Annotated in this window: 26 protein-coding genes; all 26 read left to right on the forward strand. The window is 51.1% G+C overall.

Annotation, left to right across the window (positions count from 1 at the left end; genetic code table 11):
• The first annotated feature begins 210 nt into the window (after positions 1-210).
• Positions 211-1,857, forward strand: a complete 1,647-nt coding sequence (locus Pla110_RS03925) for a hypothetical protein (protein ID WP_197440487.1) — start codon at positions 211-213, stop codon at positions 1,855-1,857.
• Between the two features lie 251 nt (positions 1,858-2,108).
• Positions 2,109-3,101: a flagellar motor switch protein FliG gene (gene fliG / locus Pla110_RS03930; RefSeq protein WP_144999581.1), complete on the forward strand. Its 993-nt coding sequence runs from the start codon at positions 2,109-2,111 to the stop codon at positions 3,099-3,101.
• 76 nt (positions 3,102-3,177) lie between these two features.
• Positions 3,178-3,891 (forward strand): FliH/SctL family protein, encoded by a 714-nt coding sequence (locus tag Pla110_RS03935; protein ID WP_144993463.1) that lies wholly within the window; start codon positions 3,178-3,180, stop codon positions 3,889-3,891.
• A gap of 83 nt (positions 3,892-3,974) precedes the next feature.
• Positions 3,975-5,354 carry a FliI/YscN family ATPase gene (locus Pla110_RS03940; RefSeq protein ID WP_144993465.1) on the forward strand — a complete coding sequence of 460 codons (1,380 nt, stop codon included), beginning with the start codon at positions 3,975-3,977 and terminating at the stop codon, positions 5,352-5,354.
• A 100-nt stretch (positions 5,355-5,454) separates the two neighbouring features.
• The gene (locus Pla110_RS03945; RefSeq protein ID WP_144993466.1) at positions 5,455-5,892 is read left to right on the forward strand and encodes a hypothetical protein; all 438 of its coding nucleotides are present in this window, start codon (positions 5,455-5,457) and stop codon (positions 5,890-5,892) included.
• 96 nt (positions 5,893-5,988) lie between these two features.
• The gene (locus Pla110_RS03950) at positions 5,989-6,648 is read left to right on the forward strand and encodes a hypothetical protein (RefSeq protein WP_144993468.1); all 660 of its coding nucleotides are present in this window, start codon (positions 5,989-5,991) and stop codon (positions 6,646-6,648) included.
• 142 nt (positions 6,649-6,790) lie between these two features.
• Positions 6,791-8,980, forward strand: coding sequence for a flagellar hook-length control protein FliK (locus Pla110_RS03955; protein ID WP_197440488.1), 2,190 nt, complete (start codon positions 6,791-6,793; stop codon positions 8,978-8,980).
• Between the two features lie 76 nt (positions 8,981-9,056).
• A complete protein-coding gene (locus Pla110_RS03960) occupies positions 9,057-9,497 on the forward strand; it encodes a flagellar hook assembly protein FlgD (RefSeq protein WP_144993473.1) in 441 nt (146 codons plus the stop codon).
• 303 nt (positions 9,498-9,800) lie between these two features.
• Positions 9,801-11,510 carry a flagellar hook-basal body complex protein gene (locus Pla110_RS03965; RefSeq protein ID WP_144993475.1) on the forward strand — a complete coding sequence of 570 codons (1,710 nt, stop codon included), beginning with the start codon at positions 9,801-9,803 and terminating at the stop codon, positions 11,508-11,510.
• 94 nt (positions 11,511-11,604) lie between these two features.
• Positions 11,605-11,802: a flagellar FlbD family protein gene (locus Pla110_RS03970; protein WP_144993477.1), complete on the forward strand. Its 198-nt coding sequence runs from the start codon at positions 11,605-11,607 to the stop codon at positions 11,800-11,802.
• 84 nt (positions 11,803-11,886) lie between these two features.
• Positions 11,887-12,666, forward strand: coding sequence for a motility protein A (locus tag Pla110_RS03975; RefSeq protein ID WP_144993479.1), 780 nt, complete (start codon positions 11,887-11,889; stop codon positions 12,664-12,666).
• A gap of 134 nt (positions 12,667-12,800) precedes the next feature.
• Positions 12,801-13,544 (forward strand): OmpA/MotB family protein, encoded by a 744-nt coding sequence (locus Pla110_RS03980; protein WP_144993481.1) that lies wholly within the window; start codon positions 12,801-12,803, stop codon positions 13,542-13,544.
• A gap of 63 nt (positions 13,545-13,607) precedes the next feature.
• Positions 13,608-14,162: a flagellar basal body-associated FliL family protein gene (locus Pla110_RS03985; RefSeq protein ID WP_144993483.1), complete on the forward strand. Its 555-nt coding sequence runs from the start codon at positions 13,608-13,610 to the stop codon at positions 14,160-14,162.
• A gap of 84 nt (positions 14,163-14,246) precedes the next feature.
• Complete coding sequence (fliN, locus tag Pla110_RS03990; RefSeq protein WP_197440489.1) at positions 14,247-14,837, forward strand: flagellar motor switch protein FliN; 591 nt, start codon at positions 14,247-14,249, stop codon at positions 14,835-14,837.
• Between the two features lie 212 nt (positions 14,838-15,049).
• Entirely contained in the window at positions 15,050-16,057 is a 1,008-nt protein-coding gene (locus Pla110_RS03995; RefSeq protein ID WP_144993484.1) for a FliO/MopB family protein, read from the forward strand.
• On the forward strand, positions 16,050-17,033 hold the full coding sequence (gene fliP / locus Pla110_RS04000) for a flagellar type III secretion system pore protein FliP (RefSeq protein WP_231742906.1): 984 nt from the start codon (positions 16,050-16,052) through the stop codon (positions 17,031-17,033). Before Pla110_RS03995 ends, fliP begins: the two co-directional genes overlap by 8 nt.
• A gap of 116 nt (positions 17,034-17,149) precedes the next feature.
• Positions 17,150-17,416, forward strand: a complete 267-nt coding sequence (fliQ, locus tag Pla110_RS04005) for a flagellar biosynthesis protein FliQ (protein ID WP_144993486.1) — start codon at positions 17,150-17,152, stop codon at positions 17,414-17,416.
• 104 nt (positions 17,417-17,520) lie between these two features.
• A complete protein-coding gene (locus Pla110_RS04010; protein ID WP_144993489.1) occupies positions 17,521-18,525 on the forward strand; it encodes a flagellar biosynthetic protein FliR in 1,005 nt (334 codons plus the stop codon).
• 72 nt (positions 18,526-18,597) lie between these two features.
• Positions 18,598-19,686 carry a flagellar biosynthesis protein FlhB gene (gene flhB, locus Pla110_RS04015; RefSeq protein ID WP_144993491.1) on the forward strand — a complete coding sequence of 363 codons (1,089 nt, stop codon included), beginning with the start codon at positions 18,598-18,600 and terminating at the stop codon, positions 19,684-19,686.
• 423 nt (positions 19,687-20,109) lie between these two features.
• Positions 20,110-20,436: an STAS domain-containing protein gene (locus tag Pla110_RS04020; protein ID WP_144993493.1), complete on the forward strand. Its 327-nt coding sequence runs from the start codon at positions 20,110-20,112 to the stop codon at positions 20,434-20,436.
• A 218-nt stretch (positions 20,437-20,654) separates the two neighbouring features.
• Positions 20,655-21,425 carry a flagellar basal-body rod protein FlgF gene (flgF, locus tag Pla110_RS04025; protein WP_144993495.1) on the forward strand — a complete coding sequence of 257 codons (771 nt, stop codon included), beginning with the start codon at positions 20,655-20,657 and terminating at the stop codon, positions 21,423-21,425.
• A 142-nt stretch (positions 21,426-21,567) separates the two neighbouring features.
• A complete protein-coding gene (gene flgG, locus Pla110_RS04030) occupies positions 21,568-22,371 on the forward strand; it encodes a flagellar basal-body rod protein FlgG (protein ID WP_144993497.1) in 804 nt (267 codons plus the stop codon).
• A 68-nt stretch (positions 22,372-22,439) separates the two neighbouring features.
• Positions 22,440-23,519 carry a flagellar basal body P-ring formation chaperone FlgA gene (gene flgA, locus Pla110_RS04035; RefSeq protein WP_144993499.1) on the forward strand — a complete coding sequence of 360 codons (1,080 nt, stop codon included), beginning with the start codon at positions 22,440-22,442 and terminating at the stop codon, positions 23,517-23,519.
• Positions 23,520-23,653: 134 nt separating this feature from the next.
• The gene (locus tag Pla110_RS04040; protein ID WP_197440490.1) at positions 23,654-24,487 is read left to right on the forward strand and encodes a flagellar basal body L-ring protein FlgH; all 834 of its coding nucleotides are present in this window, start codon (positions 23,654-23,656) and stop codon (positions 24,485-24,487) included.
• A gap of 81 nt (positions 24,488-24,568) precedes the next feature.
• The gene (locus tag Pla110_RS04045; RefSeq protein WP_197440491.1) at positions 24,569-25,705 is read left to right on the forward strand and encodes a flagellar basal body P-ring protein FlgI; all 1,137 of its coding nucleotides are present in this window, start codon (positions 24,569-24,571) and stop codon (positions 25,703-25,705) included.
• Between the two features lie 74 nt (positions 25,706-25,779).
• Positions 25,780-26,199 carry a rod-binding protein gene (locus Pla110_RS04050; protein WP_144993505.1) on the forward strand — a complete coding sequence of 140 codons (420 nt, stop codon included), beginning with the start codon at positions 25,780-25,782 and terminating at the stop codon, positions 26,197-26,199.
• The last annotated feature ends 242 nt before the right edge of the window (positions 26,200-26,441 follow it).

A 26,441-nucleotide genomic window follows, 5' to 3' on the forward strand; every position in this document is an offset into this window, starting at 1 on the left:
AAACTGCTTGTAAATAGAGAAATGATCTCAGAAGTAGACGAAATAATCAGATAAAAATTCTCCCAAAACTCAGATAGACTCAAGTCGGCAATTCCTTGTATAACTCCCGCCACTCTCTCCTGCATAAATTGTAAACAAGGCAAATCCTGTGGATCGACCCGTCACTGACGGATGGCTCCCGGTTTGCACAGTTGTGGTATTGCCCGAGTTATGGAATCTCTCAAAAACACGCTGGCTCAGCTTCAGAAATTGTACCAGACGTTTACGCCCAGTCAGCGCGGAACGCTGGCCTTGGTGACCTTAATGGTTCCACTCATCTTTTACTTCGTCGTCATGCGGGGTGAGGCGGGCGGAACGACCCCCGTTCTGTATGGTCGTCGATTCAATGTCGAAGAGATGAATGTCGCTCAGACAGCTTTGTTCGACGCCAACCTGACCGATTTCGATACGAGAAGTGGCCAATTGCTCGTGCCGAGCGTCGACCTCGATCGATATAACTCGGCTTTGCTCAGCTCCACCGGCCTGACTGCATTCGGTGGTTCAGTTCAATCGGAAGAGGAAAAAGCATTAGGAAACCTGTCTGCGTTCACTAGCAATAAACAGTTCTCTGTCGCGATGGGGAGTGCCAAAGAAAAAGAATTGGCCAAGCTCATTGAAAGTTATGACGGAATCGACGTCGCGACGGTGAAATGGGCACCTTCTGTTGGACGCAGCTGGCGGCAAACGGGTCCGGCAGGGACTGCATCTGTGTCCGTACGACCTCGTGCGGGCGTGCATTTGAATCGAGAACAAATCGATGGCATTCGCCTGATGGTGGCGAATTCACTGCCCGGCATTACCGCGCAGCACGTTTCGGTTCTCGATCTCGCTACCCTCCGCAATTACAGTTCCGATAACGATAATGATCCTGCCAGCGATAAATTGCTACGCCTGAAAAACGAACATGAACGCACTATTCACCAGGAATTGCTCTCTGCTTTAAGTTATATCCCCGACGTGAACGTGTCGGTTACGGTTGATCTATCGGAAATCAAACGGCAGACCCGTCGGGAACAGACGGTTGATAGCAAGCAAACGGTTGCGATTCAGCAATCGGTCAAAACTCGTCAGCAACAGTTTCAAAAACGACAGGTTCGACAGGAACCGGGCGTCGTGCCGAACGCCAGTTCGCTGAGCGTCGGTGGCGAACAGTCTCCGGATAGTAGTAGTACCCTGACCGAGGAAGATACCGAGACCTTAACCGTTCCCCGTTTTGAGATTTTGAACGAAGAGATTTTTGGCGCGACCCCCACGGCTACGCGGGTCTCAGTGACTATTCCCGAAGATTATCCTCGCACCTTATTGCTGCGCCGAAACCCGGATCTGGCTCAGACGCCGACGTCGGAAGATTTTCTGCAACAAATGGGAGTGGTCAAACTCGAAGTCGAAAATCAGGTCAAACAGCTGATCGCTACTCGTATCAATGTCGACCTGATCGAGAATCCGAATCCCAGCTCGATCTCTGTGCAGACGGTGATACCGCAGGAACCCGTCACTCCCGAATTTAACGTTCCCCTCACAGACAAGCTGATCGACTGGATCACGAACTGGGGTGGGGCCGTCATGCTGGTAGTACTGGCTCTGTGGGCACTGCGATCACTCAATAAAAGCATGCCGGCACTTCCCGACGTGGAAATGGAAGCAGCTACTTTGCAGGCAGCCCTGAGGCCTCATGTCGAAGAAGAGGCCGAAGAGAAGCACCACTCCTCATTTGTATTGCCGGAAGCAGGCGAGCGGGAAGACTTCCAGACGGTTGTTAAAGAAAACCCGGAAATGACCGCTGCCGTCATTAGCAACTGGATCCGTAATACTCGCTAAACGACGTTTGCGGCACTAATTGGTGAAGCCAGTTAAGTTTGAATCGTGCGACTGGTGATCGATCCGTCTGAAATCGATCTTGATCCCAATGCCGTAAAAGGGTATTTAAAGGCCCTTCTTTCCGAAGGGATGTGCACTGGTGATCAGTGTGGAGGGGCGTCCGCCACAGTCGCCAGATCATCTTCTTCGTGATTCAACGACCTATTTTGTGAGGGGCAATGCCCCCGCATTTTCATGAACAGCTTCATATCATGGATGATATCGACAAAGCAGCTGTACTGATTCTGAGCCTGGATAAACCGGTCGCAGCGGAAGTTCTCAGCCTGCTGCCCAAACATCTGGTCGAGGCGGTGACGTATCGTCTGGCCAAAATGGAAAACATCTCCAAGGAACAGCAGAAGACAGTCTTCACTGAGTTCTACAGCATGGCGAGCGAAAGCACGCAAATCGGCGGCGGAGGAATGGACTTCGCCGGTGAACTGCTGTCCCAATCACTGGGCGACGAGCACGCGGCTGAGATCCTGGACAATATCAAACAATCTCTCAGCGCGGTTCCCTTTGGTTTTCTACATAAAGCTGAAGCAGAAAACCTGCTCGCATTTATCAGCGACGAACACCCCCAGACCATCGCGTTGATTCTTTCTCATCTGCCGGCTCAGTTATCTGCAGAGGTTGTTTCCGGATTGCCTTCAGTCAAGCAGATGGAAGTGATCCGCCGCGTCGCTCATATGGAGCAAACCAGCCCGGAAGTCGTATCGGATATCGAAGCGAGCTTGGAAAGTCGTATGACCTCGCTCCTGTCGAGGCACTCTGAAAAAGCGGGTGGCGTGCCGATGGTGGCGCAGATTTTGAACGTCACCGATCGTACTACAAACAAAATGATTCTGGAAAAACTCGAAGAGGAAGACGTCGATCTGGCCGAAGAGATTAAACGATTGATGTTCGTCTTCGACGATCTGATGAAACTCGACAGCAAAGCGATTCAAGCGTTGCTCAAAGAGGTCGACAATGCGCAATGGGCGATGTCACTCAAAGGGGCGTCGGATCAAATCAAAGACAAAGTGCTGGGCAACCTTTCCCAGCGAGCAGCAGATTTACTTCGCGAAGAAATGGAGTTCCTGGGGCCGGTCAAACTCAGCGACGTCGAAGCGATGCAGCAGCAGATCGTCGATGTAGTTCGTCGTCTCGAAGACGCTGGCGAGATCGAAGTCTCCGCCAACGAAGGGGATCGCATGATTACTTAACGAGTGGGATGTCAGACCCTTCGTATGTAACCAGTTGAATCGTACCAATTTACCTCCCGGGGATGAGATTAACTCCATGGCGTTTCAAGAATCAGATCGAGTGTTGAAAGCGGGATCCTTTCGCAATATGGGATCGAAGGTCGCGTTCAACTATCACGATCTTGAGAAGCAGGGGGAGTCCTACCTGGCGGATATTAAGAAACAGGCCGACAAAATTCTGGACGATGCCAAGCAGCAAGCTGATGCCATCATCAGTAAGTCTCAAGCTGAAGGTCTGGAAAAAGGCTTAACGGAAGGTCGTCAGAACGCACAGCAGGAAATTGAGCAGAAGGCCAATCAACTTTCCGAACTGACGGTGCAGAACCGTGTTTCGACTGTCTTGCCTGCCCTCGATAAAGTCGCCCAGACATTGCTGCAGGAGAAGGATAACTGGCTTTACACCTGGGAGAAGATCGCCATTGAACTGGCGGCAAGAATTGCCAGCAAAGTCGTACATCGCGCGATTGAACTCGATCCGGAATTGACCACCGAGATGCTCCGTTCCACGCTCGAGCTCGTCGCTGGCTCCCCCGAGGTGACGGTTTATCTCAGCCAGGACGACTACGAAACTCTCGGTGACGAACGGGACAACATTGTGAAATCGTTATCCAGCTGCGGAAAAGTCAACGTGCTGATGGATGAAAATCTGGGCCGGGGCGACAGTCGTGTGGAAACACAACATGGCTCAGTGGACGCCGGGCTGGAGACACAAATCGAACGCATCGCCAATGAATTAATCTCGGACAATTAACCACCAATCAAAATGCTCTTTCGCCCTCACTGCGACCCTTAACCGCTCCGACAGCCTTCCATAAAACGAAACTCAATTTACCTATGACCGCTATCGAGTTTAAACTGGAATCACTTTCGAATCATCTCGATCGCATCATGTCGGTGGGGATGACAGGGAGCGTATTGAAAACCGTTGGACTGACGATATCGGTTTCCGGTCTATCCGCACCTTTGGGGGCGCTCTGCCGAATCCATCGACATAATGGCAAGCCACTCGACGCGCAGGTCATCGGCTTTCATGGCGAAGAAACTTTCCTGCTTTCCCTGGGGAAGCTGGACGGAATTCGTCGTGGTAACCGGGTCGAGCTGGTCCAGTCGGTGCCAGCACTCCGAGTGGGAGACAAGCTCCTGGGAAGGATTGTTAACGGTCGAGGAGAATTTATCGACCAGCAACCTTCCGCCTTCCTGCCACACATTGCTCAGGTTCAGGCGACGCCGACGTCACCGTTAGAGCGGCCTCGAATTGATGAAGTTCTGGAGACGGGTGTCCGCGTTATCGATGGTTTCCTGACCTGCGGCAAAGGACAACGCCTCGGTATCTTTGCCGGCAGTGGTGTCGGAAAAAGTACGTTAATGGGACAACTGGCTCGGTCCAGTTCTGCTGATGTGAACGTCGTCGTGCTCGTCGGAGAACGAGGTCGTGAGGTTCGCGAATTCCTTGAACGAGACCTGGGACCGGAAGGACTAAAACGAAGTGTGGTCGTGGTTGCGACCAGTGATGAACCGGCCGTCCTTCGACTGCAGTCTGCCTTTCTGGGAACCGCGATTGCTGAATACTTCCGCGATCAGGGGAAAGACGTCCTGTTGATGATGGACAGCGTCACCCGCTTTGCCCTCGCCCAACGGGAAATCGGTCTGGCTGCGGGCGAGCCGCCTGCTACCCGAGGTTATCCCCCTTCGGTCTTTTCGTTGATGCCGCAACTGCTCGAACGCAGTGGCCGTACCAACAAAGGGAGCATCACCGGTTTTTACACTGTGCTGGTCGAAGGGGATGATACGAACGAACCCATCTCAGATACGGTTCGAGGTATTCTCGACGGACACATTGTGCTCTCGCGGAAAATCGCCCACGAAGCGCATTTCCCTGCCATTGATGTTCTGGAAAGTATCAGCCGGAGTATGTCCGACATCACCACTCCCGACCACCGGCAGCATGCGAACAACATTCGTCGGCTGATGGCTGCCTATCAACAGTCCGAAGACTTAATCAATATCGGTGCCTATCAGCAGGGAACGAATCCAGTAGTCGATTCGGCCATCAGTCTGCGGGGCGGGTTGCTCAAGTTCTTGCAGCAACCTCCGGGTGAAAGAACGAGTTGGGCAGATACTCAGAAACAGTTGAAACAGCTCGATACTTTGCCAGCGAGCGGAACAACGCTTCCGGGTGGGATGCGGCAAGGGGCACCCCCTAAAATGAAGTAACGTTGGCGGTGCGTCAGGTGAATACCGTTCAAAGCCTAAAAAACGACTCAATGAAACCATGAAATAAAGTTGCTATGCGACTTCAGGAGTTAACCGTCGGTTGAAAAAGTTCCGTTATCAACTCGATCCCCTGTTGAACTACCGGGAGAGCCGTCGGGATATCTGTCGTCAGGTATTGGCACAGGTTCTGGCAGCGGATGCAGAACAACTCCAGCACAAGAATGAGATTCAGCAGCAGTACCAAGCAATTGAACAGGAAGTGAAGCAGATGGGGGTGGGTGGTCGTGTTGAGATCGACCGAATTTCTGCTCGTCGATTTCACCTTGGACAATTGAAGACGCAGATACGCGTCATCGATGAAAACCGACGACTGCTCGAGGAGAAGATCAAACATTGTCGGCAGGCGTTGGTTGAAGCGGACCAGGACGTCAAAGTCCTCGAGAAAATCAAATCACGAAAACTAACTGAACATACTAAGACTCAAATTCATCAGGAAAACCTGGAGCGGGAAGAAACCTGGCGTGCGACGCATCGGTAACGCGGCGCAGAGGATACAGTTCCTCATTCCTGAACAAACTCGAAGAAGGGTCGCTCGACGGAGCGTACAACAGAAGGTAAGGGGAGTACACCAATTATGTTAAGAACGCTGGGAGCGATCATCGGTGTGATGGCGGTAGCGACATTGATCACCGAAGGGGTGGTCGTTGCCTTTTACTGGAACCAAGGCACGCTGACGAACGATAGTCTGCAGGACATTAAGATGATCATGCAGGGGATTGATCCTTCGGAGAATGACCCCATTATCGACGAAGAGGACAAAGAGTCGGAGGCTCCTTCCCAGAAGGAAATCTCCAATCTACGAGCCTTACGCGTTGTTGGAATTCACGAACGGGAGAATATCCTCAGTACCATAGGCGAAAACCTGCGAAAAGAAGCTCAGCGGATCGAAGAAGAAAAAACGAGCCTGGAACAGCTGCGAGACAAGTTTCAAAAGGAAATGGAAGAGATCACGCAGCGGAATACATCGACGGAAGTGGAGCGGGCACGCGGTGTTCTGCAGTCACTGAAACCTGACGCCATGAAGGTTGAACATTTGATGACACTTGACCTTGCAGATTGCGTAATCCTCATAAAAGAGATGGAAAACAAAGAAATCGCCAAGATTTTGACGGGATTTTCCGATTCTAATCAAGTAGAGGTACAGGAACGGGGCAAGCAGGTTTTCCAGAATATCTATCAGGGCGAACCGTTGAATTCCGTCGCCCAGAAAACGATGGGTGCTTCCCAACTATAATAAGCTGGCTGTTTGCAGATGATTCCTGCCTCCTAAAAAGACTCAGTACTGGTACTTACAGCGTTCATGGTGAACGCGTTGTGAAGCTGCCGATAATAATACTGAGTTAGCTCATCTCGATTTGAGGATGAAGAGGCGGGGAATGGCCGGGAACGATATATCGAAACAGCTGCAAATCAACTTTCTGCCGGAGAACCTGCGTCCACAGGGAACTGAGCAGGGGTTGTTCGACGTAACCGGTTTGCGTCCCAGCGATTCGGTCTATCAAACCGCGCTTAAAAAGTCTCTCGACGTCGAAAATCGACGCACCGCGACTCCACCCCCAGAATCAAAAACACGCGAACAATATCAATCAGACAAAACTTCTTCGCGCGCAGAGGAACAAGGTCCTTCCCGATCGGAACGTTTCAGCCGGGAGACTCCCGAAGCGAAACAGCGTCAACGAAGCGAACCGGAACGTCCGGTAGACAGGCCAGCCCCGACGCAAACTCGACAATCCTCTGAAGAGAGTGCTCCAGCATCAACAGTGAGCACCGAGTCGCGAGTTGAAACGGATTCGACTCAGAAAATTCAAGAGTCGCAACCTGCTGACAATAGTTCCCTGACCAGTTTCGAAGAGTCTACAGAGAACTCCGCACCGTCCGCGCCTCCTGTAGAGGTCAATCAAGAAACCGTTGATCCGTCAGGCTCGGTCAATGATTCGCTGCTTGCCCTGAGCGAGGTTGTTGCCCAATTATTACAGGACTCTTCCGGTGCTCCGACCGAAGTCAAACCACCCACCAGTTTCGGCAAAGATTTTCTGCAACAGATTCATGCCTCGCAATCCGTAAATGAAGCGACCGCCAATGCTCCCATCATTGAAGGAACTGGGGACGGCAAACTGAGTGTCCCGAGTGAACTCATCCTGGGGTTGATTGCGAATCAGGTCGGTAAACAGTCGAAGTCTGGAGCACCAGCGACACCAGTGGATCCAGCAGCGATTGCCGCTACGATTCAAAAAGTCGTTTCGGAGTTAGTGACTTCATCGACGGAAGCAGGTGCCGATCCGGCGACCGAACAAGTCCAAGCGATTGGAGAAGAACTGATCGAGCAGATCGTCGAGTCCTTTGGTGGAACAGGCGAGGATGACGAACAATCGACGGAAGTGACCGCAGAGGGCTCGACAGTCGAAACTGCTGACATCGTATCGACCGCTACGGGAACGGAATCCAACACACAATCGAACAATGGAAATCAAGTAGTCGCGAATGCGCCGCCCGTGTTGATCAACCCGGAATCAAATCCTGAGTCAACTTCGGGGACAAATCCCGATACGACCGAATCATCCTCGCAGAACGCTTCCGTAACATCAGTTGTCGCTCCTGAATCCCTAGACGGGATTTCTCCGTCTGAAGAAGGGGAAACCACTTCCGAAGCGAATGCGACGGAACAGTCAGAGGCCGCAGCCCGAATTGTTCCAGTGATTAAGGAAACAACGACAACCAAGTCGAATACGACCACAGAAGCAGGACAGTCTTCCGAGTCAACAACACCTTCGGTTACAGAGATCAAACAGGGGGCAACCTCTGAAGTCTCACGTTCTGTAAAATCAGATTCGACAACTGCGAAACAGGGAACCACTGACGCTGCCCCACCGGTTGAAGAGGGAAATCGACTTGCTCAAACAAAACCAGTCACTGCCATCACCTCGGTTACTCCTTCGATCGGTCTTGAACAAGCCGCTTCCAAAGTGACAGCAGAGGGAGCCACCGCGACGAAGACCGAAGTCGCCGCGCAGATCAATGGGATCGAAGCGTCTCCCTCCACAAGAACAGTAAGTACCGATCGTGCGGCCAGTCGCCCGGCAGTCCCACCCTCGACGTTGCCACCTGTTCAATCACAGGAGTTTCTCGAGAAGTTGTCAGACTCCGTACGAATCGCCGACAAAAACAATCAACAATTGAAAGTCCGACTGACTCCACCGCATCTGGGATCGATGAATATCGAAGTCACCCGGCACGATGGCGTGATCACCGCACGTTTGGAAGTTCAGAGTACCGCCGCCCAGCAGCAAGTACTCGACCAGATGGCGGGTCTGAAAGAATCATTACAACAGCAGGGACACCACATTGAACGCATCGAAGTGACGGTACAGGATCCCAATCGCCCTGATCAGAACCAGCAACAGTCGTCGCAACGGGACGATGATCAGGAACCACGACGAGAACCCCGACAACAACAGCAGCAGCAACAACAACGATCAAATCAACAAGAGCAGGGGGATGAAGAAGCGGACGTGACGCTCCAATCCCGTGCTCCGTGGTCGATGGACAATATTGACGTTGAAATTTGATCAATAGCGAGAGCCCGAAACGGAATTCGCGAAAACGAAACAACGACACATTCCTTCAAGGACGAAGTGAAGAACTATGGAAATAGGCGCAACCACTGGTAAAACCAACGCGGGAAACGATTTTGTCGATACCGGAGATACCGGATTCAACGCGTTGACTCCGGAAGACTTCCTGCGAATGCTGATCACTCAGCTGCAAAACCAGGACCCAACACAACCGACGTCGAACGAAGAGCTGCTTAGTCAGCTATCAATGATGCAATCATTGACGTCGAACCGCGATCTCTCCAATACGCTGGAAAAATTGAACAGCGCCCAACTCGATACACTGGCGACACAGCAGCTTAATAACGCCGCGTCGCTTATCGGGAAGAAAGTCCAGGGAAAAACCGAGAGTGGAGTACCTGTGGATGGAGTCGTCGATCGCGCTTTCATGAGCGACGGGGATGTGTACCTTGACGTGGGAGATGTCGAACTGCCGATGTCGTCCGTCAATGGTATCAATCTGGCTGCCTGACCAAATCCGACTGTCGTCGTATCTCAAACCCACTGTTAAAGCGGGCAGACTACGGCAAGTTTACCAGTCAATCCGGATTTGCTTATTTGGTAAAAGGTGGCGGGCCGATACCACAATATACATCACTTGCTACATCGGGTCGCAGACCGGAACCACTTTCTCGTCTGTATTTATTTGATGCCGAACGGCAACTGGTCGATACCAATAATGGTTGTTGAATCGAATCCAAACAACGGACTTCAAACAGCAACTAAAACATCTGAATAATAACTATACCTGTACCACAGGCCTGGGGGGGCTTTCATGGGTCTTACATCTGCGCTAAATACGTCTCTGAACGGGTTGACTCTTAACGAAACCACGATCGACGTATTGGGTAACAATATCGCGAACGCAGGTACGAATGGTTTCAAAGCTTCAACCGTTCTGTTCACGACGCAGCTTTCTCGAACATTGAGCGTCGGTTCGCGACCTTCCTCCGAAAACGGAGGTACTAACCCGCGACAGATCGGTCTCGGTGCAACAACTTCGACCATCGTGCGGGACTTCACGCAGGGGTCGGTGACGAACAGTACCTCTCCTTCCGACCTGGCGATCGAAGGGGACGGTTTCTTCGTCCTGGAAGGGGCAGACGGTAACGTATTCTCCCGTAATGGTAACTTTACCTTGAACAGTGAAAACCTGTTGGTGAATGCTCAGGGTTTGAAAATTCAGGGTTACGGAGTTGATGACGACTTCAACCTGATTAAAACCCAGCTCTCGGATATTGAAATTCCTCTCGGTGATTTAAATGTGGCTCAACAGACTCAAAGTATCGAGGTGAGCGGGGCGTTGCTTCCGACGGGAACGGTTGGCTCTCAAGGGTCGATCATCTCCACCGATACTCTTTACGATGCCACAACGGGTCTCGTTGCGACAGGTGCAACCACTCTGCAGGATTTACGTTCGGGTGCTGCCAGTGGTGGTTCTTCAGTCACCTTGTTCGATACGATTCCTGATGAACTCTCCTTCGCTGCCAAGAAAGGGGGACGTTCTACGGGAACTCGCTCACTGGCCCTCGATGCTACGACGACCGTCGATGACCTGATGCTCTTGATGAACGATACCCTCGGTATTGCTGACGCAACGGACGCTCCTTCGGCCGGCATTCCCGGAACTCCCGGCGTTACCATCACTGGCGGTGTGATCACCGTTGAAGGTAACTATGGAACGGTTAATGATATCACCATGGCTGTGGGCGATATGATTCAAACGTCGGATAGCTCTGCTGTTCCGCTCGCTTTTACGAAATCTCAGGCGTCAAACGGTGAGAGTACATTAACAGACTTCATTATCTTTGACTCACTTGGTCAGGCGGTGAACGTCAAGTTATCCGCTGTTCTTGAGTCTCAGAGTTCTACTTCGACGACCTTCCGTTACTTCGTCGAAAGTGTCGACGACAGCGACCAGAACGTCTTTATCTCTTCCGGTTTAGTTACTTTTGACAGTAACGGAAAAGTCAGCGACGGAGCCGACGCTATTTTTGACGTGACACGTAATAACACAGCGGCCGTCAGCCCAATGCAGGTCACTGTCGACTTTAGGCAGCTTTCCGGTATCTCCTCGGCATCAGCCGGTAGTTCCATCTCGCTCAGTTCACAGGACGGTTCGGACCCGGGTACTTTGACGAACTTTGTGATTGACGAAACCGGGATCATCAACGGGGTTTTCGACAACGGAATTATTCGAACCCTCGGTCAGGTGACGCTCGCTCGATTCTCAAACCCCCAAGGTTTACTCGAATCGGGTTCGGGTACCTTCCGCGAAGGAGTTAGTTCCGGTCCTCCGTTCCTGGCAACGCCTGGAAACTTTGGTGCCGGTACGATTCAGGCGGGGGCGATTGAGTTATCCAACACGGACATCGGTCGAAACCTGGTCGACTTGATTGTGGCCTCTACAAACTATCGAGGGAACGCACGAGTGATCAGCTCGGTGCAGGAACTCGTTGATGAACTCTTGATTTTGGGCCGATAAGTTTCGAAACGGAATATGAAATGAATTGATCGCGCCCGTTCGTGATCGAGAGAAACTGACCGGGCGTGACTCTTTTCAATTTAAAGGATCAGGGATGATCAAACTGACACGATTGAATGGTGACGTAATCGTGGTGAATGCCAACTTGATTCAATTCGTTGAGCAACGTCCCGATACTTACGTCACATTAACTACCGAAGACCGTTTCATCGTGAAGGAATCGGCCGAGGAGGTCGTTAAACGCACGATGGCCTATCAGCGGGCATTGCGTCTATTGTCGGTCGCCGGATAACGGATTCCGTCAACTCGATTTTCGTCTGATGACAGAAGTCAGCATTACCACTAAGACAGTTTCAAGGCAACAAGGGGCAGCAAGATGGATAAAGCATCAGTAGGCGGTTTGCTTGCTGGTATTGCGCTGCTGTTGATTGCGATTGCAATTGCACCAGGTTCGAGCTTCGCCGCTTTCATCGACTATCCTTCGGCGGCAGTCGTCATCGGGGGGGCTTTCGCTGCGTGTATGATCGCATTCCCCATGGGGCCCTTCTTTGGCATGGGCAAAGTGTTGATGAAAGTCTTCTTTCCCAAAGCCCAGGATTTGGGACCCGTGGTGAGACAGCTGGTGGAATTCGCTGAAGTCGCTCGACGGGAAGGCATTCTGGCACTGGAAGGCAAAACCGCAGATATTGAAGACCCTTTCATTCTCATGGGAATTCAAATGGCGGTGGACGGAACCGATGCCGAGCTGATGGAAACCGTACTTCGTACTGAAATGGAAGCGGTTGCCGGTCGCCATAAGAATGGAAAATCATTACTGGATACCATGGGCCGCTATGCTCCTGCCTTCGGGATGATCGGGACCCTGATGGGGTTGATCATCATGTTGGGAAACATGGACGACCCCGAGGCGATTGGCCCTGGTATGGCGGTGGCGTTGATCACCACATTGTACGGGGCCATTGTATCCAACTTGCTCTTTCTTCCTTTTGCCGACAAATTGGCCTACTACTCCAAAAAGGAGTTGATGATTCGAGAGGTCATCGTGCGGGGGATCATTTCAATTCAAGAAGGGGATAACCCTCGCGTCTTGGAACAGAAACTGCAAACTTACCTGCCTAAAAACGAACGAGAAACAGATAAGGAAGATGCCGCTTAATGAACTGAATAAAAACCGTGATGTTAGCTCAGTCTCGATATGAATGAATTGGCAAAGAAGAGCAACCGTCGTGGCGATTTGTGTTCATCTGATCTTTGAAATCTTCATGTTCACCTGGAAGGGAGTTTGTCGTTATGGCGAAGAAAAATCCAAAACCACCTCCCGATGATCCCCCCCCCGGCGTACCGGAATGGGTGGTCACCTATGGTGATATGATGTCACTGTTGCTGACATTTTTCATCATGTTGGTCTCGATGAGTGAAATTCGAAGTGATTCGGGGGAAGCGCGTGCCGCGATGGACTCGATTCGTCAGTCTTTCGGGCCAAGTCTAGGAACGTTTGGCGTCCCCGGTCGATCCACAAACGAGAGAAGCTCGTACGGAAAAATGGCGTCCTCTGGACGGCGGTCGGAAGGGGGCGTTAAAGAAGCGAGTCATGATTCTGTGGGGCGAGGTGGTGCCTATGATCCAGTGCAACGAATTAGTAATGGCTCCCGCATTACTCTGGGGGGGCCGATTCTGTTTAAACCCTTCTCTGCGGAATTGACGAAAGCATTAAGGAATGACCTCGATACTCTAGCCGAGGTCATGAAAAAGAAAGAAATCATGATCATGATTCGTGGCCATGCCACGCCAGAGCAGCCGCCTGCCTCTTCCGGGTATCGCGATCCGCTCGATCTTTCCTTTCAAAGAGCGAACAACGTCTACACGTATTTGGTCTCGAAAGGGATCAAACCTTCACATATGCATGTCAACGCGGTTGGTTCCGCTGAACCCCGTTTTCTAACGAGTGATAGCAAGAAGCAGGCTTTCAATCGTCGGGTTGACGTATTTTTAATGGATTCGTATATACAAAGCGATGATAAACCCCAGCAGTAAGCGGGTTGTTTATTTGCCCCGTTTTACCCTGTTTGTTGTTTGTCATCAGAGAGGATGGTCTCAATGAGTACCGATGAAGCCTCAACCGAAGAAGAGATTGTCACAGAAACATCTGGTTCCAGTTCGAAGCTGATTAAAATTGGTGGACTGCTGGCCGTTGTGCTGGGTTTGCAGGTCGTCGTTGTGTGGTGGCTGCTTAGTCGCCCCAGCGTACCGGCGACCCCCCAGACGGACGGAGAACTAATCGAGAGCCAATTCTCGGACGATAACTTCGATAGTGGCGGAAGTTCGGTGACTGACGAAGAAGTGCCGATCGATTCGTTCAACTGTACGAATACTTCGGCGATCGACGAAGGTGTCATCCATGTTTCGTTTCATCTGGCGGCGACGACCAGTCCGTCGAACAGGGCCGGTTTTGAGTTGGCCGTGACGCAGTCTGCCGAGCGGCGAGTCAAAGAAGCGGTGGAACGGGTAGCACGAAATGCTCCCTATGATGATTTGAAGGACCCGTATCTCGCCAGCATCAAACGGCAAATCAAGGATGAGATCAATAAGGTTCTCAGGAAAAGTTACGTAAACGATATTCTGCTCACTGAATTTAAGATCATCGAGCAATAAAACGCGAGTCGGTCCCTGGCGACGATGGCGATGATTGAACTGCAGTGACCGGATAATGAGTAGCATGCAGGAGGCAGCACTCTCATGGGTGATGACGATATTCTTGATCCAAATGAAATCGAAGCACTGTTAAGCCAGACTGCTGGTGGTGGTGCTTCGGAACCCCCTCCATCCGAACCGGCGAGCGATTCAGGAGCGGGTGATTCTGCGGGTGGAAGCCCCATGCTCGACCCGGACGAGATCGCTGCGCTCATGGCGGGTGGTCCCGATACGGGAAATGCAGCCGAACAAAGCTTGAACGCCGCCCAATCCAATTTGGCCGCTGCGGTGGCGCCAGACATTTCCAGTTTTGGCAAAATTCCCAGTGAACTGGGAAACCCATCTCCATTTGCTCCGAATGATTTTGGAACGGGAGGAGACCGCTCTGCAGGAGGAGTCGGGCTTAACGCCCTTCGGGACGTCGAATTCGATCTGCATATTGAGCTGGGCCGAACCGACATGATGATGGAAGAGGTCCTTAGTATTAAAGAGGGAGCCGTTGTTCCTCTCGATAAACTGGCTGGAGACCCGGTTGACATCATCGCGAATGGGAGACTGATCGCCCGAGGTGAGGTTCTCGTGCTCAACGATAACTTCTGCGTTCGCGTGGCGGAGATTCTCACCCCGAACTTCTAAAGTGCATCGCAAAATGCAGCAGGTTTCGCTGAGAACCTGCTTTTCAGGGGTAATCTGTGGCAATGCACTGTCGCGGAAGCTCAAAAATGGGCTTCGCGGGCGTAATTTGGGCTGTTGCCGGGATCTGCTCTAGAGCCAAATTGTAAAATCTGCTAAAAATCCGCACGAGTTGTTCTCTTTCTCCCAACGAGACGACCAAAGGATTGGTCAGCATGAATTTACGCAATGGATTGTTATCCCTCGTCCGGTGCTGCGCACTGGTAGGGCTGCTGTTACCCACGCTGTTACAGGCGGAGGATCAGTTTCAGCCCCCGCGCACCTCTTTCCCGCAACCGCAGAGCGGGCAAATTGCGCAGTCTCAGAATCTAAACAGGACTCAAAATTCAACCGGGACCCAGAATCCAACAGGGGTTCAAAATCCAAACGGGGTCCAGAATCCGAATGTGCCTCCCAATGGTTCCGGCGGATACCAAAACAGGCCTATTGGAGAGAATTTCGCTCCTTCTGCAGCCAACACGGGTGATCCGACAACGGATCCTCGCTTTTCCAACAATACAAATTCGTTCGATCACCATTCCCATCAGCCCGGAATGACAGAAACGAGTCACGCAGTAACACCACCGGGGAGCACGGGGTTCAATGCTTCTTCGTCTCAAGTGAATTTGTCCAGTACTAATTCATCCCAGGTGAATTTATCCCAAGTGAACAAATTAGCGCCAGCGGAATCGAGGGTGATCGGGGGCAAATCGGTAGAGGGAGCTGAAGCTTCAGAGGCGGACGCAGATAATAAACTCACCTTAGTTTCCCCTGGAAAGCTTTTAACCGCCGTGATGTTTGTGATCGTGTTGATCCTCTTCACCGCTCGATATTGGAAACGACATATTCCCGGAGCTTCCCTGCCCATTCCGGGAGAATCTCTCACCGTTCTGGGTGAGAGAAAACTGAACAAAAACCACTCCATCTGCCTTGTTCGACTCGGTTCGAGAGTCCTCGTGCTGGGGGCTTCGGCGGATGGCTTACGGACGCTGACTGAAATTACCGACCCCGTTGAGATTGACTACCTTTCCGGGATGGCTCGTTCTTCGCAGCCCGAATCGGTATTCACTTCGGCTCTCGGTTCTCTTCTGAAAAAACCTTCATCCTCTCTGGGGGCCAAAGTGACTACGGGTGGCACTGTAACCCGATCGTCAAGCCGTTCTCAGGAGGTGCGCAGTGCTTAATAAGTTAAATGACACGACGAAGCTCTATCTGAAAAACGACAGCCGAAAGTGGCATGTTCTTCAGGTGATGATCGTACTCTTAACGTTACTGCTCCCCGGCCCTCTATCCGCTCAGCAGGGGGGACAGGCAGCTGGCATCCAGGAGCAAAACTCACCAGACCGCAGCGAAGGTTTCTCCGTGAACCAGACGCTTCCCAACTTGTTGCCACAACAAACAGGCACAGCGAACGGGAATCCAAACGGTCTTCAGTCTCCACAACTTCTGGATGTTGATCAGATGTTGTCGCCAGAAGGATTCAGTTCCACGCTGAAGGTGATGCTGCTGTTGACCGTCATCAGTCTGGCTCCGTCCATCATGATCATGACGACCAGCTTCATTCGGTTTGTCATCGTGTTTGGATTATTAAGACAGGCATTAGGTACACAACAACTTCCCCCGAACCAGGTCATTATTGCACTCTGTATGTTCATGACGTTTCTCGTCATGTCGCCTGTTTGGGAAGAGGCGTATAACAGTGGGATCAAACCTTATTCGAGTCCCGAACCGGGGCAGGCCTCTATCACCATCACGGAGGCGTACGAAAGAACGGCCAGTCCGATTCGGACGTTCATGATTGATCAGATCGAATACACGGGCAACGGCGATACGGTCCTGCAATTGTGGGAGTACCAAAACCCTGGCACAGAAGGATTTCCTGCGCAACCGCCAGAGACTTACGAAGATGTCTCGCTGTCGATTCTGTTGCCTGCTTATATGCTCAGCGAGTTGAAAACGGCGTTTGTTATTGGCTTCCAAGTCTATTTGCCTTTTCTCGTCATCGATATGGTCATCGCGACCATCCTTATCAGTATGGGCATGATGATGCTACCACCGGTCTTGATTTCACTCCCCTTTAAACTTCTTCTGTTCGTGCTTATCGATGGATGGAGCTTGACGGTGGGCATGTTACTGGAAGGTGTGCAACCTTACTTGTAGCGAACCCCATTTGTCGCACCTCATTTGTCGCAGTAGTTGAGTATAAAAATAAGCGTAATAAAAAGCCCCGTTAGAGAATTTAGGGACAACTTGTTGAATCAGTTGGAGACGTTTTTGTGAATGTGGATCAGTCGATTGAACTTGCCCGCGAAGCTGTCATTCTGACATTGGTGTTATCGACACCGGTGATGGTTGTGGCAGTTGTTGTGGGTTTGCTCATCAGCATTCTCCAGGCTGTTACTCAATTACAGGACCAGACGCTCAGTTTCGTTCCCAAAGTCATCGCCATGTTTCTGGCGACCTTATACATTCTTCCCTGGTCCATTCAGCAGGCGATGGAATACTCGATCACACTCTTTACAGAGATTCCCGGGAACTTATGACGAGACAATGCTGATTTGATTCAGAGTTGTTCAGCGAATCACCGTTATTCGATATCCAAACAGACCATTAACAGTCTGACCAAAACCAGACAGGAAAGCAGGCAGTGGAGACGTTTCTGCCGACATCATGGCAGCAGGATTTCGCCTCAGTTGCAAACCAGGCGTTGATCGCCTCTGCGCTGCACAGTTTTCATCTGTTTATCATGGTCGTGATTCGCATCAGCGGCTTGATGATCATCGGACCGCTATTCGGTCAGGTACTGGTCCCGTCCAACGTCCGCGTGTTACTCGTGCTGACCCTCAGTTTGATCGTCACACCGACTTTGTTTTCACAGGCCCATGTTGGTTTTGATCGCTGGGACGTGAATCACAATCAATATCTCAGTCGCAACGAAGTCCCTCCCGATTTTCTATCGCGTTACGATACGATGCTCACGCAATATCAACGAGACCCGCAAGTCGGAGTCAACTTCGAGGAATATCACCTCGGCCTGAAAATCTCGTCGACCCTCTACGATTTTGCCTGGAAAGCAGTCGGGGAATTATCTCTGGGGTTCAGTCTGGGCTTGGGAGTCATGATCATTCTGTCCGGCCTGCAAATGGTGGGGGAGATGGTCGACCAGCAAATCGGGATCGCCCTCGGTGAAATCTTCAATCCGAGCCTTAACAGTTCCACATCGATCAACGGTCAGCTCTTCTTCATGATGGGCTCGACGATCTTCGTCCTACTGACGCCCATCAACGGGCACATCAGAATGTTAGGGACGTTGATTGAAACTTTTCAGACGATGCCGCCCGGTGAGGCGATACTGGGGCAATCGACCATTATGCTGCTGAGCGATCTTGTTCATCAATCCCTCGCTCTCGCAATACAAGTTGCGCTCCCTCTATTAGCGGCAACCTCGTTGTTGTCACTGACGATGGGATACCTGGGGCATTCCGTACCGCAAGTCAACGTGTTGATGATTGGTTTCGCCATTCGTTCCGCCGTCAACTTGTTCGTATTATTGTTCTGTCTTTCTTCAGGGGGCGATACGATCGTGGAAATGCTCCCTCAAGTAATCGATCAAGTGGGTGATAGTCTACACGGCCTGTACGAACCCGAATAGGTATTCCAATTTCTCCTGATGTATCCTGACCTCCTTCCAACTGTCAAATACCAAACATAATCAGCGAGCCCCATGGCGTCCGACGATAGTGGTGACAAAACAGAAGACCCAACCGAGAGGAAGCGCTCGCAGGCCCGCGAACAAGGGAATGTGGCCAAAAGCGCTGACCTCAATGCGGCTGCGCTCATGTTGATGACGGCCGTGGTGATCTATTGGTACGCGATCCCACTCTGTGAATTCACCATGGATTTAATGCGGGCCAGTTTAAGCACCGGAGTATCGTCCGACTCTGATCCCATCGTGCTGCTGGAACGGTTGCCTCAGACAGTAGAGGCGGTGGCCGCGGAAGTACTCCCGATTCTGTTGATGATGTTTTCCACCGCCATCGCCATTAATCTATTACAGATCGGTTTTCTATTCTCACCCGAGGCGCTGCAACCGAAGATGTCTCGGTTAAACCCGCTGGAAGGGGTGAAACGGATCGTCTCTGTCCGGGCGTTGGCCAAACTGGCCACCAGCATTGGCAAATTGCTCGTGCTGATTGGAATCGCTTCTTACGTGATCTGGGGGGCAATCCCAGAATTTGGTGCACTTTCTCTGTTTGGAGTGGAGAGCACGCAGGTCCTGACGACGGTTAAGGACGAAACGGCGATGCTTGCCTTCAAGCTTTCAATGGCACTTCTTGTGATTGCGGGTCTCGATTATGCGTTCCAGAAATGGAAACATGAGGAAGACTTGAAGATGTCGAAGCAGGAAGTCCGGGAAGAGATGAAGCAAATGGAAGGGGACCCGCACATCCGCGCTCGCCGCCGGGAAATCCACCGCCGTTTGGCGTCAGCGCAGGAAATGAGCCGCGTCCCCGAAGCTGATGTCGTCATCACCAACCCGACTCACGTTTCCGTCGCCCTCAAATACGATCCTGAGACAATGCCTGCTCCCGTGGTGGTGGCGAAAGGGATGGGAGAAATCGCCCTGCGTATCCGCGAGATCGCCGCCCAGCACAAAATCCCCATTATCGAACGACCACCGCTTGCCCGGTCGCTCTACAAATCGGTGAAAGCAGGCCATCCGATTCCTGCCGATATGTATGAAGTCTTTGTGGAAATCATGGCCTACGTCTACCGATTGACGGGCAAAAAGCTTCCGGGTCAGCACTCCTGATCAGAGGTTTCCCGATGAAACTCGTCGGCGAATGTTCTCGTGGTTGAAAAGCCAATGAGAGGCAGCCCATTATCGAGTTTCTGCTTACGTAAACTGCGCCAAGCGATTTATTTTAACACCGTCTTGCCGGCTATAGTGCGTTTGCTGCTCGATTATGACGCAGTGATCCCCTCGATTCTGGGACGAACACTCCACTGGTTAGCAGGGTAGAATCGTCGTAAGTCATACCATTTGAATAAGATACAGTCAAAGTTTGCGCATTTTCACAGATTGGCACCAGTTTCGCTGCTGATCTGCATTTCAGCCCAAATCGGCATTTTCGAACTGTTTTTGATCGATTTGCGGTTATACTGAGGCTTCTTAAGACAGCATATCTTTTATTTTTCTTATCCGTCTTATTTCTATTTTTTGGAGTTTTGTTTAATGGAAACGAAACAGAGTACATTGCATGTCTATGAAGCGGGGACTTTAACAGTCGCTGGCTTTAATGGACACGATGTGCTTGAGCACGTGAACATCGCCGAAGTGCGGAGTGAACTGCTGGAGCTCATCACAGAACACAATTGCGAGACTCTCGCGATTGACTTCACAGGAGTGAAACTGATTCCCAGTGGCTTATTGGGTCTGTTAGCTTCTCTACGCCAGCAAGGCGTTGATGTTCACCTTTACAATCCCTCTGATGATATACGAGAGGTGATGGAAATCACTAATCTTCATAAGGTGATGCCGATGTATGAGGTCGAACTCTAAGAGTTCACCATCATCTCCAAACGACACAGAACTCCCGGCTGAAAGGTCGGGAGTTTTTTTGCGCGCTAAGCTTATGGTGAATAGGTGGAGTGGGTTGAGAAGGGTGATTGGGTTGCTGTTTCCGGTTGCGAAGAATTTGCCGATTTTGGTTAAGGAATCGATCGCGCGCTGCCGATATTAATCAGATAGCGGGGGCGCTTTGAATCGGGATCAATCACATGTTGTACGGGCTTTACTTATCTGCCCAGGGAGCCAACGCTCAATCACAGCGGTTGGACGTTATTGCGAACAACATCGCGAATGCCTCTACCACGGGATTCAAACGGGATCTGGCCATCTTTCGCCAGATGGACCCGCATGACAAAGCGCTCGGACTGGATGAAGACCTCCCTCGCAACCTGAATGATCACACGGGCGGTTTAGTCCTCGACGAAGTCGCCACTGATTTCGCGAATGGTCCGTTGAGCGATACGGGGTCGAATCTCGATATTGCGATCACCGGCCCCGGTTTTCTGCAGGTGTCTGATGGTCAGAAACAATTCCTGACACGTGACGGGCAGATGTCGCTTAATGGCAATGGTGAACTGGTTACTCAGGAAGGCAGCATGCGTGTACTGAACGCTGCCGGCGTTCCCGTCACCTTGCCCCCCAATACAACGGACGTCTCCATTTCGGACACCGGAGCGGTCAGTATCTCCGTCGATAACAAAACGATGGTTCCCCTGACACAACTTGGTCTGGTCACTCCGCAGGATTTCAAATTGCTTGAAAAGCAAGGAGAGAACCTGTTTACGAGTCACGGACCGGTGGACCCCGCCGCTGCTAACGTCTCAGTCAAACAAGGATATCTGGAAGAGTCGAGTGTCGAACCCGTTTCAGAAATGCTGCAAATGATCGAGACATCCCGTGCTTTTGAATCGAACTTGAACATGGCGAAGTATCAGGATGAATCGCTAGGTCTGCTCCTCGGTTCACTTGCCCGCGTCTAAGCCAGAACGGCACAGTATTACGGTCTCCAATTAATACAGCGAACAAACATAGTACGACTCTTCCAAAACAAGTTCAAACAGTCTCTGTTCTGCAGACCCGAGAACAGCTGACCGACAAGACCCTCTAGAGGGATGTAAAACCATGAGTTTAAGATCATTACATTCTGCTGCCTCCGGTATGCAGGCAAATAACTTTCAGCTCGACGTGATCGCGAACAATATCGCGAACTCCGGGACGACAGGTTTTAAACAATCGCGTGCGAACTTTGAGGACGTCTACTACGAGCACTTAAAGCTTCCCGGCGTTCCAGACGCTCAGGGCAACCTGACTCCCATCGGGAAATCAGTCGGACTGGGTACCAAAGTCTCCGGTACGCAAATCGATTTTACTCAGGGGCCCTTAAACGTCACTGAAGGTCAGTTGGACCTGGCGATCGCAGGTGAAGGATTCTTTGAAGTCGTCAATCCTGATGGCGGTCAGGGATTCACCCGAAACGGTGCTTTCACTTTGAATTCCAATGGTCAGGTCGTACTCGCCTCGTCCGACGTTGGTCGTGTATTGCAACCAAATATTACGATCCCGCTCAACGCGCAGGATGTTTCGATCGGTAGCGACGGTCAGGTTACCTATCGTCTGGCTGGGGATACCGCGTTGACTCAGGCAGGGCAGATTCAAACCACTCGATTCGCCAACTCAGGAGGATTATTGCAGGTTGGCGATTCTATCTACGTACCGACTGACGCTTCTGGTGCTCCTGTTCAAGGTATTCCTGGTACCGATGGTTACGGTCAGATTCGTCAGAACTATCTGGAGGAATCCAACGTCGAGCCTGTTAAAGAACTGGTCGGCCTGATCAAGACTCAGAGAAACTTCGAACTGAACAGTCAGGTCGTTCAGGCTGCCGACCAGGCTCTGCAGTTGCTTGCCAACCTGCGACGATTCTAAATGATCTCGCGATTATCGATCTACGTTCAGAAATTATTCTTTCGTTTAAGTGAAATGGAAACTGAGTGATGTCTTCTTCTTTCAGAGACAACCGAAACTGGAACGGTGGCCTGTTGCTGGCGAGCACAATGCTCTGCTTCGCACTGACCAGCGTAACCCAGGCCGCGACCATTCAGTTCCGATCACAGTCCAGTGTTTCTACCGACGTGGTGACTCTCGGAGATGTCGCGACTGTTTACGATCTCAATCCTCAAGTTGCCGTACGATTGCAGCAGATTGTGCTTCGTCCCGCTCCACCTGCAGGAGTGAAGATTCGTCTGTCCGTCGACGAAATTCGTTCTCGTTTGAAAGCCAGCGGCGTCAATATGCTGGCGGTTGAGATGCAGGGAAGCAGTACAATTGAAGTCATGAGTTCCGCAGCAAGCAGTCCAATTCAGCAGGCAAGTTACACCGCCCCCAATCCAGAAGCTAATGCACGACAGTTACAGCAGGCGGCTAAAGCCCTGAAACAGGCAATCCAGCAATATCTAAAATCACAAAAGATCGAAGCCAAAATTGAACAGATCGAACTCGAAGTCAGCAAACAGGACATTCGTCTGTTGAAGTTCAACAGTGCTGCTGCCTATCACGTGCAGGGGGGGCAGGCTCCCTGGTCTGCTCCACAGCATTTGAAAATCAGTCTGCTGGACGACAATCAGGCCATGCAGACGATGGTCGTCATTGTCACAGTGAAATCAGGTCCCACTGCTCTTGTCCCCCGGTACCAGATTCCTCGGGGTCAGGCTTTAACAGTAGATGACTTTGAATTCGTTCCCGTGGACCGACTCTCGGTTAACATGCTGACCACTTATGAAGAAATTGAAGGAAAAGAGGCAGTGCAACCTCTCGCTGCAGGACGACCAGTCCTGGAGACGCAACTCAAGCCACTCGTTCTCGTTCGTCGCAACGCGATGGTAAAGGTGCATGCCCGAGTCGGTGGTGTCGAAGTGAACTCGTACTTCAAAGCATTAAAAGATGGCAGCCACGGAGACTTGATCCAGGTTGAACCGCAATGGAAAACAAAAACACGACCGACTCCCATCAATGTTCGAATCAATGGTGTGAATGAAGCGGTCGTGGATACTGGCTCTGCTTCAGCGAGCCGTTAAGTTGATACGAAATAACAGCCAGAAATAAAAGAAAGACAGAACACGAAAAGACCGGTAAGACGGTCAACGGTTCAAATCAACAAGAGTCTTCCGGGGGCGAAAATATGTGGGCGTTCAATTTCAAGACAAGAACTATGAATCACAAACAATCAACAATCCAGTCCACCATTGCTAGTTGCGGGAAAGTCATGTCCGGCAGCCTGTCGAGCACACTGTTGGCCGCATTGATCTGCCTGGCTCCTACGTCTGAGTTGAAAGCCCAATCTGCCCAACCAGTAGCCACTGCGAAGTCTGCTTCAGCGAATGTCGTCCTACGGGCGTCGGGTCAGCAGACCAAACGGAACGGAAAAATTCAACCCGTCGCTCAGCAGATGTTAGGACCGACCGGAATAGGTTACCCGCATGTAGAACGCCCACGCACCATTCGCGACTTCTCCTGGATTTATATTGAAGAGCCCGAACTGGAAGAGATTCGACAGCACGACATTATTACTATTCTGGTCGACAAGAAATATCAGGATCGCGTGAATTCCAATTTCAACCGGACGCGGACTTCAACTTTCAAAGCGGAACTAAAGGAATTCTTACGAATCAGCGAAGATGGTAATCTAACCAACGCCGCCGAGAACCAACCTACGATCGATACGAATCTTCAGGGCAAACTAAACTCAACCGGAGCGACGAGCAATCAGGAAGGGATTCAATACCGAATTGCGGCCATCGTTGTCGAAGTCCTACCGAACGGTAACCTGGTTCTGGAAGCCCGGGACCGAATTGAAATTAACGGCGACGTATTCGTCTACACGCTCACGGGAATTCTGCCCAGCGATAAAGTGGCTGCTAACATGACTGCTACCAGCGAAAATATCTACAACCTGGACGTATCTAAAGATATGAAGGGGAAAGTGAGCGACAGCGTCAAGCGGCCCTGGGGCGTATGGCTGTACGACAAGTTCTCACCATTCTAAGCGACATTAATTCATTCGAAAACTGATTCAACTTAACTTCTTCTCTAAATCGATCATCCACCAATGGCAACAGGTTTTTTCATGTTCGAAATGTCTGAAAAACAATGGCGACGACTGGGCAACAGCCTGCTGGTGTGCCTGTTGCTATTGCAATTTACAGGTCGCTCAGAAGCGGCCAAAGTGGGCGATATCTGCCGGTTGGAAGGAAAAGAAGAAGTTGAATTGATGGGCCTGGGTCTGGTTATTGGTTTACAGGGAACAGGTGATGGGGGAGACAGCGCGACGACGATGCGTTCCCTCGCCACTGCTCTGACGTTGATGAACAATCCGATCGGTGTGCCAGATTTAAAAGATGCCGACAACGTTGCCGTAGTGATGATCACCGCGACGATTCCTGCGACTGGCTTACGTCGCGGGCAGCATGTCGATTGCCACGTCAGTTCGATCCTGGGGGCGAAAAGTTTACGAGGAGGTCGCCTGCTCGCGGCCCCACTCGAAAACACATTAATCTCGGACGACCAGGCGTTGGCGAAAGCTTCAGGCGGAATTGTCATTGAAGACGAAAAAAATCTGGTCAGCGGCAAAATCCCCAACGGAGTCCGGCTTCTACAGGATGTCAGTTCTTTGGGCGGATTTCGTCTGGGACAAAAAACGGTGACTTTAATCATCGACAAGAACAAAGCCGACTACCGCACCGCTGATGCGATTGCCAAAAAGATTCATGACACGTTCAGTTATGTACGCATGAGTGAATTTACTGATTCGGCTCAGGGTGAAAATCAAAATGCCAACTTCGGCGAGTATGACAAATGGATTGATATCACGGAGACAACACTCACGATTGAAATTCCCGGGGCTTATCAAGAAGCTCCCAAACAGTTCATCTCGGAGTTGTTGAATATCTCGGTTGAAAACCCGAACTCTGCTGCGAGAGTGATCGTGAACAATTCAACGAAAACGATCATCATCACTGGTGAAGTTGAAATTTCACCAGTGGCCATTACGCATAAGAACATGATTAACATCAATGTTGGCGGCGACACCTCGAGTGGTGCATTTGTCAAAATTGATTCTTCTAATCCGGACGAACAGTCGCCGCAGTTGAATGAGCTGAAACGGGCACTGGATCTGTTACAGGTTCCGGCCGAAGACAAAATTGACATCATTCGTGCTCTTGATGCGAGCGGCAAGCTGAATGCGACATTGATTGAAAACTAAGTTGATTGAAAACTAAACAGCGTTACTTTTCCTGGGGGGGAAAACAAACACAGAATTGAAGACAGGATAGAGTTATGGAATCCATTTCCGCATTGAACAACCTGGGGGCGTTACAGAATTCTCGTGATCTCAATCAATTCACTCATACGCTACAAGCAGCGGGAGTGGGAGAGAAACCTGCTCTCGGCATGGCGGCCAAACAGGCTGAGTCTGTCGAGGAAATGAAGACTGTCTTTCAGGAGTTCGTCGCCGGTACGTTCTACTCCACCATGCTGAAGTCGATGCACGCCATGCACGACAAGCCTGCCTTCATGCACGGGGGCCAGGCGGAAGAAATGTTCCAGAACCAACTAGACCAGCACATCACCCGCGACCTTGCAGCCGAACATGGCGAAGACTTAGTCGCTCCTCTCTTACCTGCCTTCGCCCGTGAAGTGAAAAGCGATGTCCTCGCCAACGCTGTCAAAGGGCCGGGCATGCTTCCCCGACTATAAGATCCTGCAATGGAAGATCCTGCACTGAAAGTCCCTGAACTGACTAGGTCTGGACACCGTTTCCTGGCTAAATTGAACTCGGCAGAACGATGCCATCTTCTTCGCGCCCCAATTTAATCTAATCCGGCGACCTTCCTCGGAAATGCCAATCTTTTGTAATTCGGTACTGAAAAGCAAAAGGTGGAAGAGTTGCGCGATGATGCGGGCCGATTTAGAAGAATGGCGATTTTCCCGATATTCTT

Origin of the sequence: Polystyrenella longa (assembly GCF_007750395.1) — a bacterium.
GTDB classification, from domain to species: domain Bacteria; phylum Planctomycetota; class Planctomycetia; order Planctomycetales; family Planctomycetaceae; genus Polystyrenella; species Polystyrenella longa.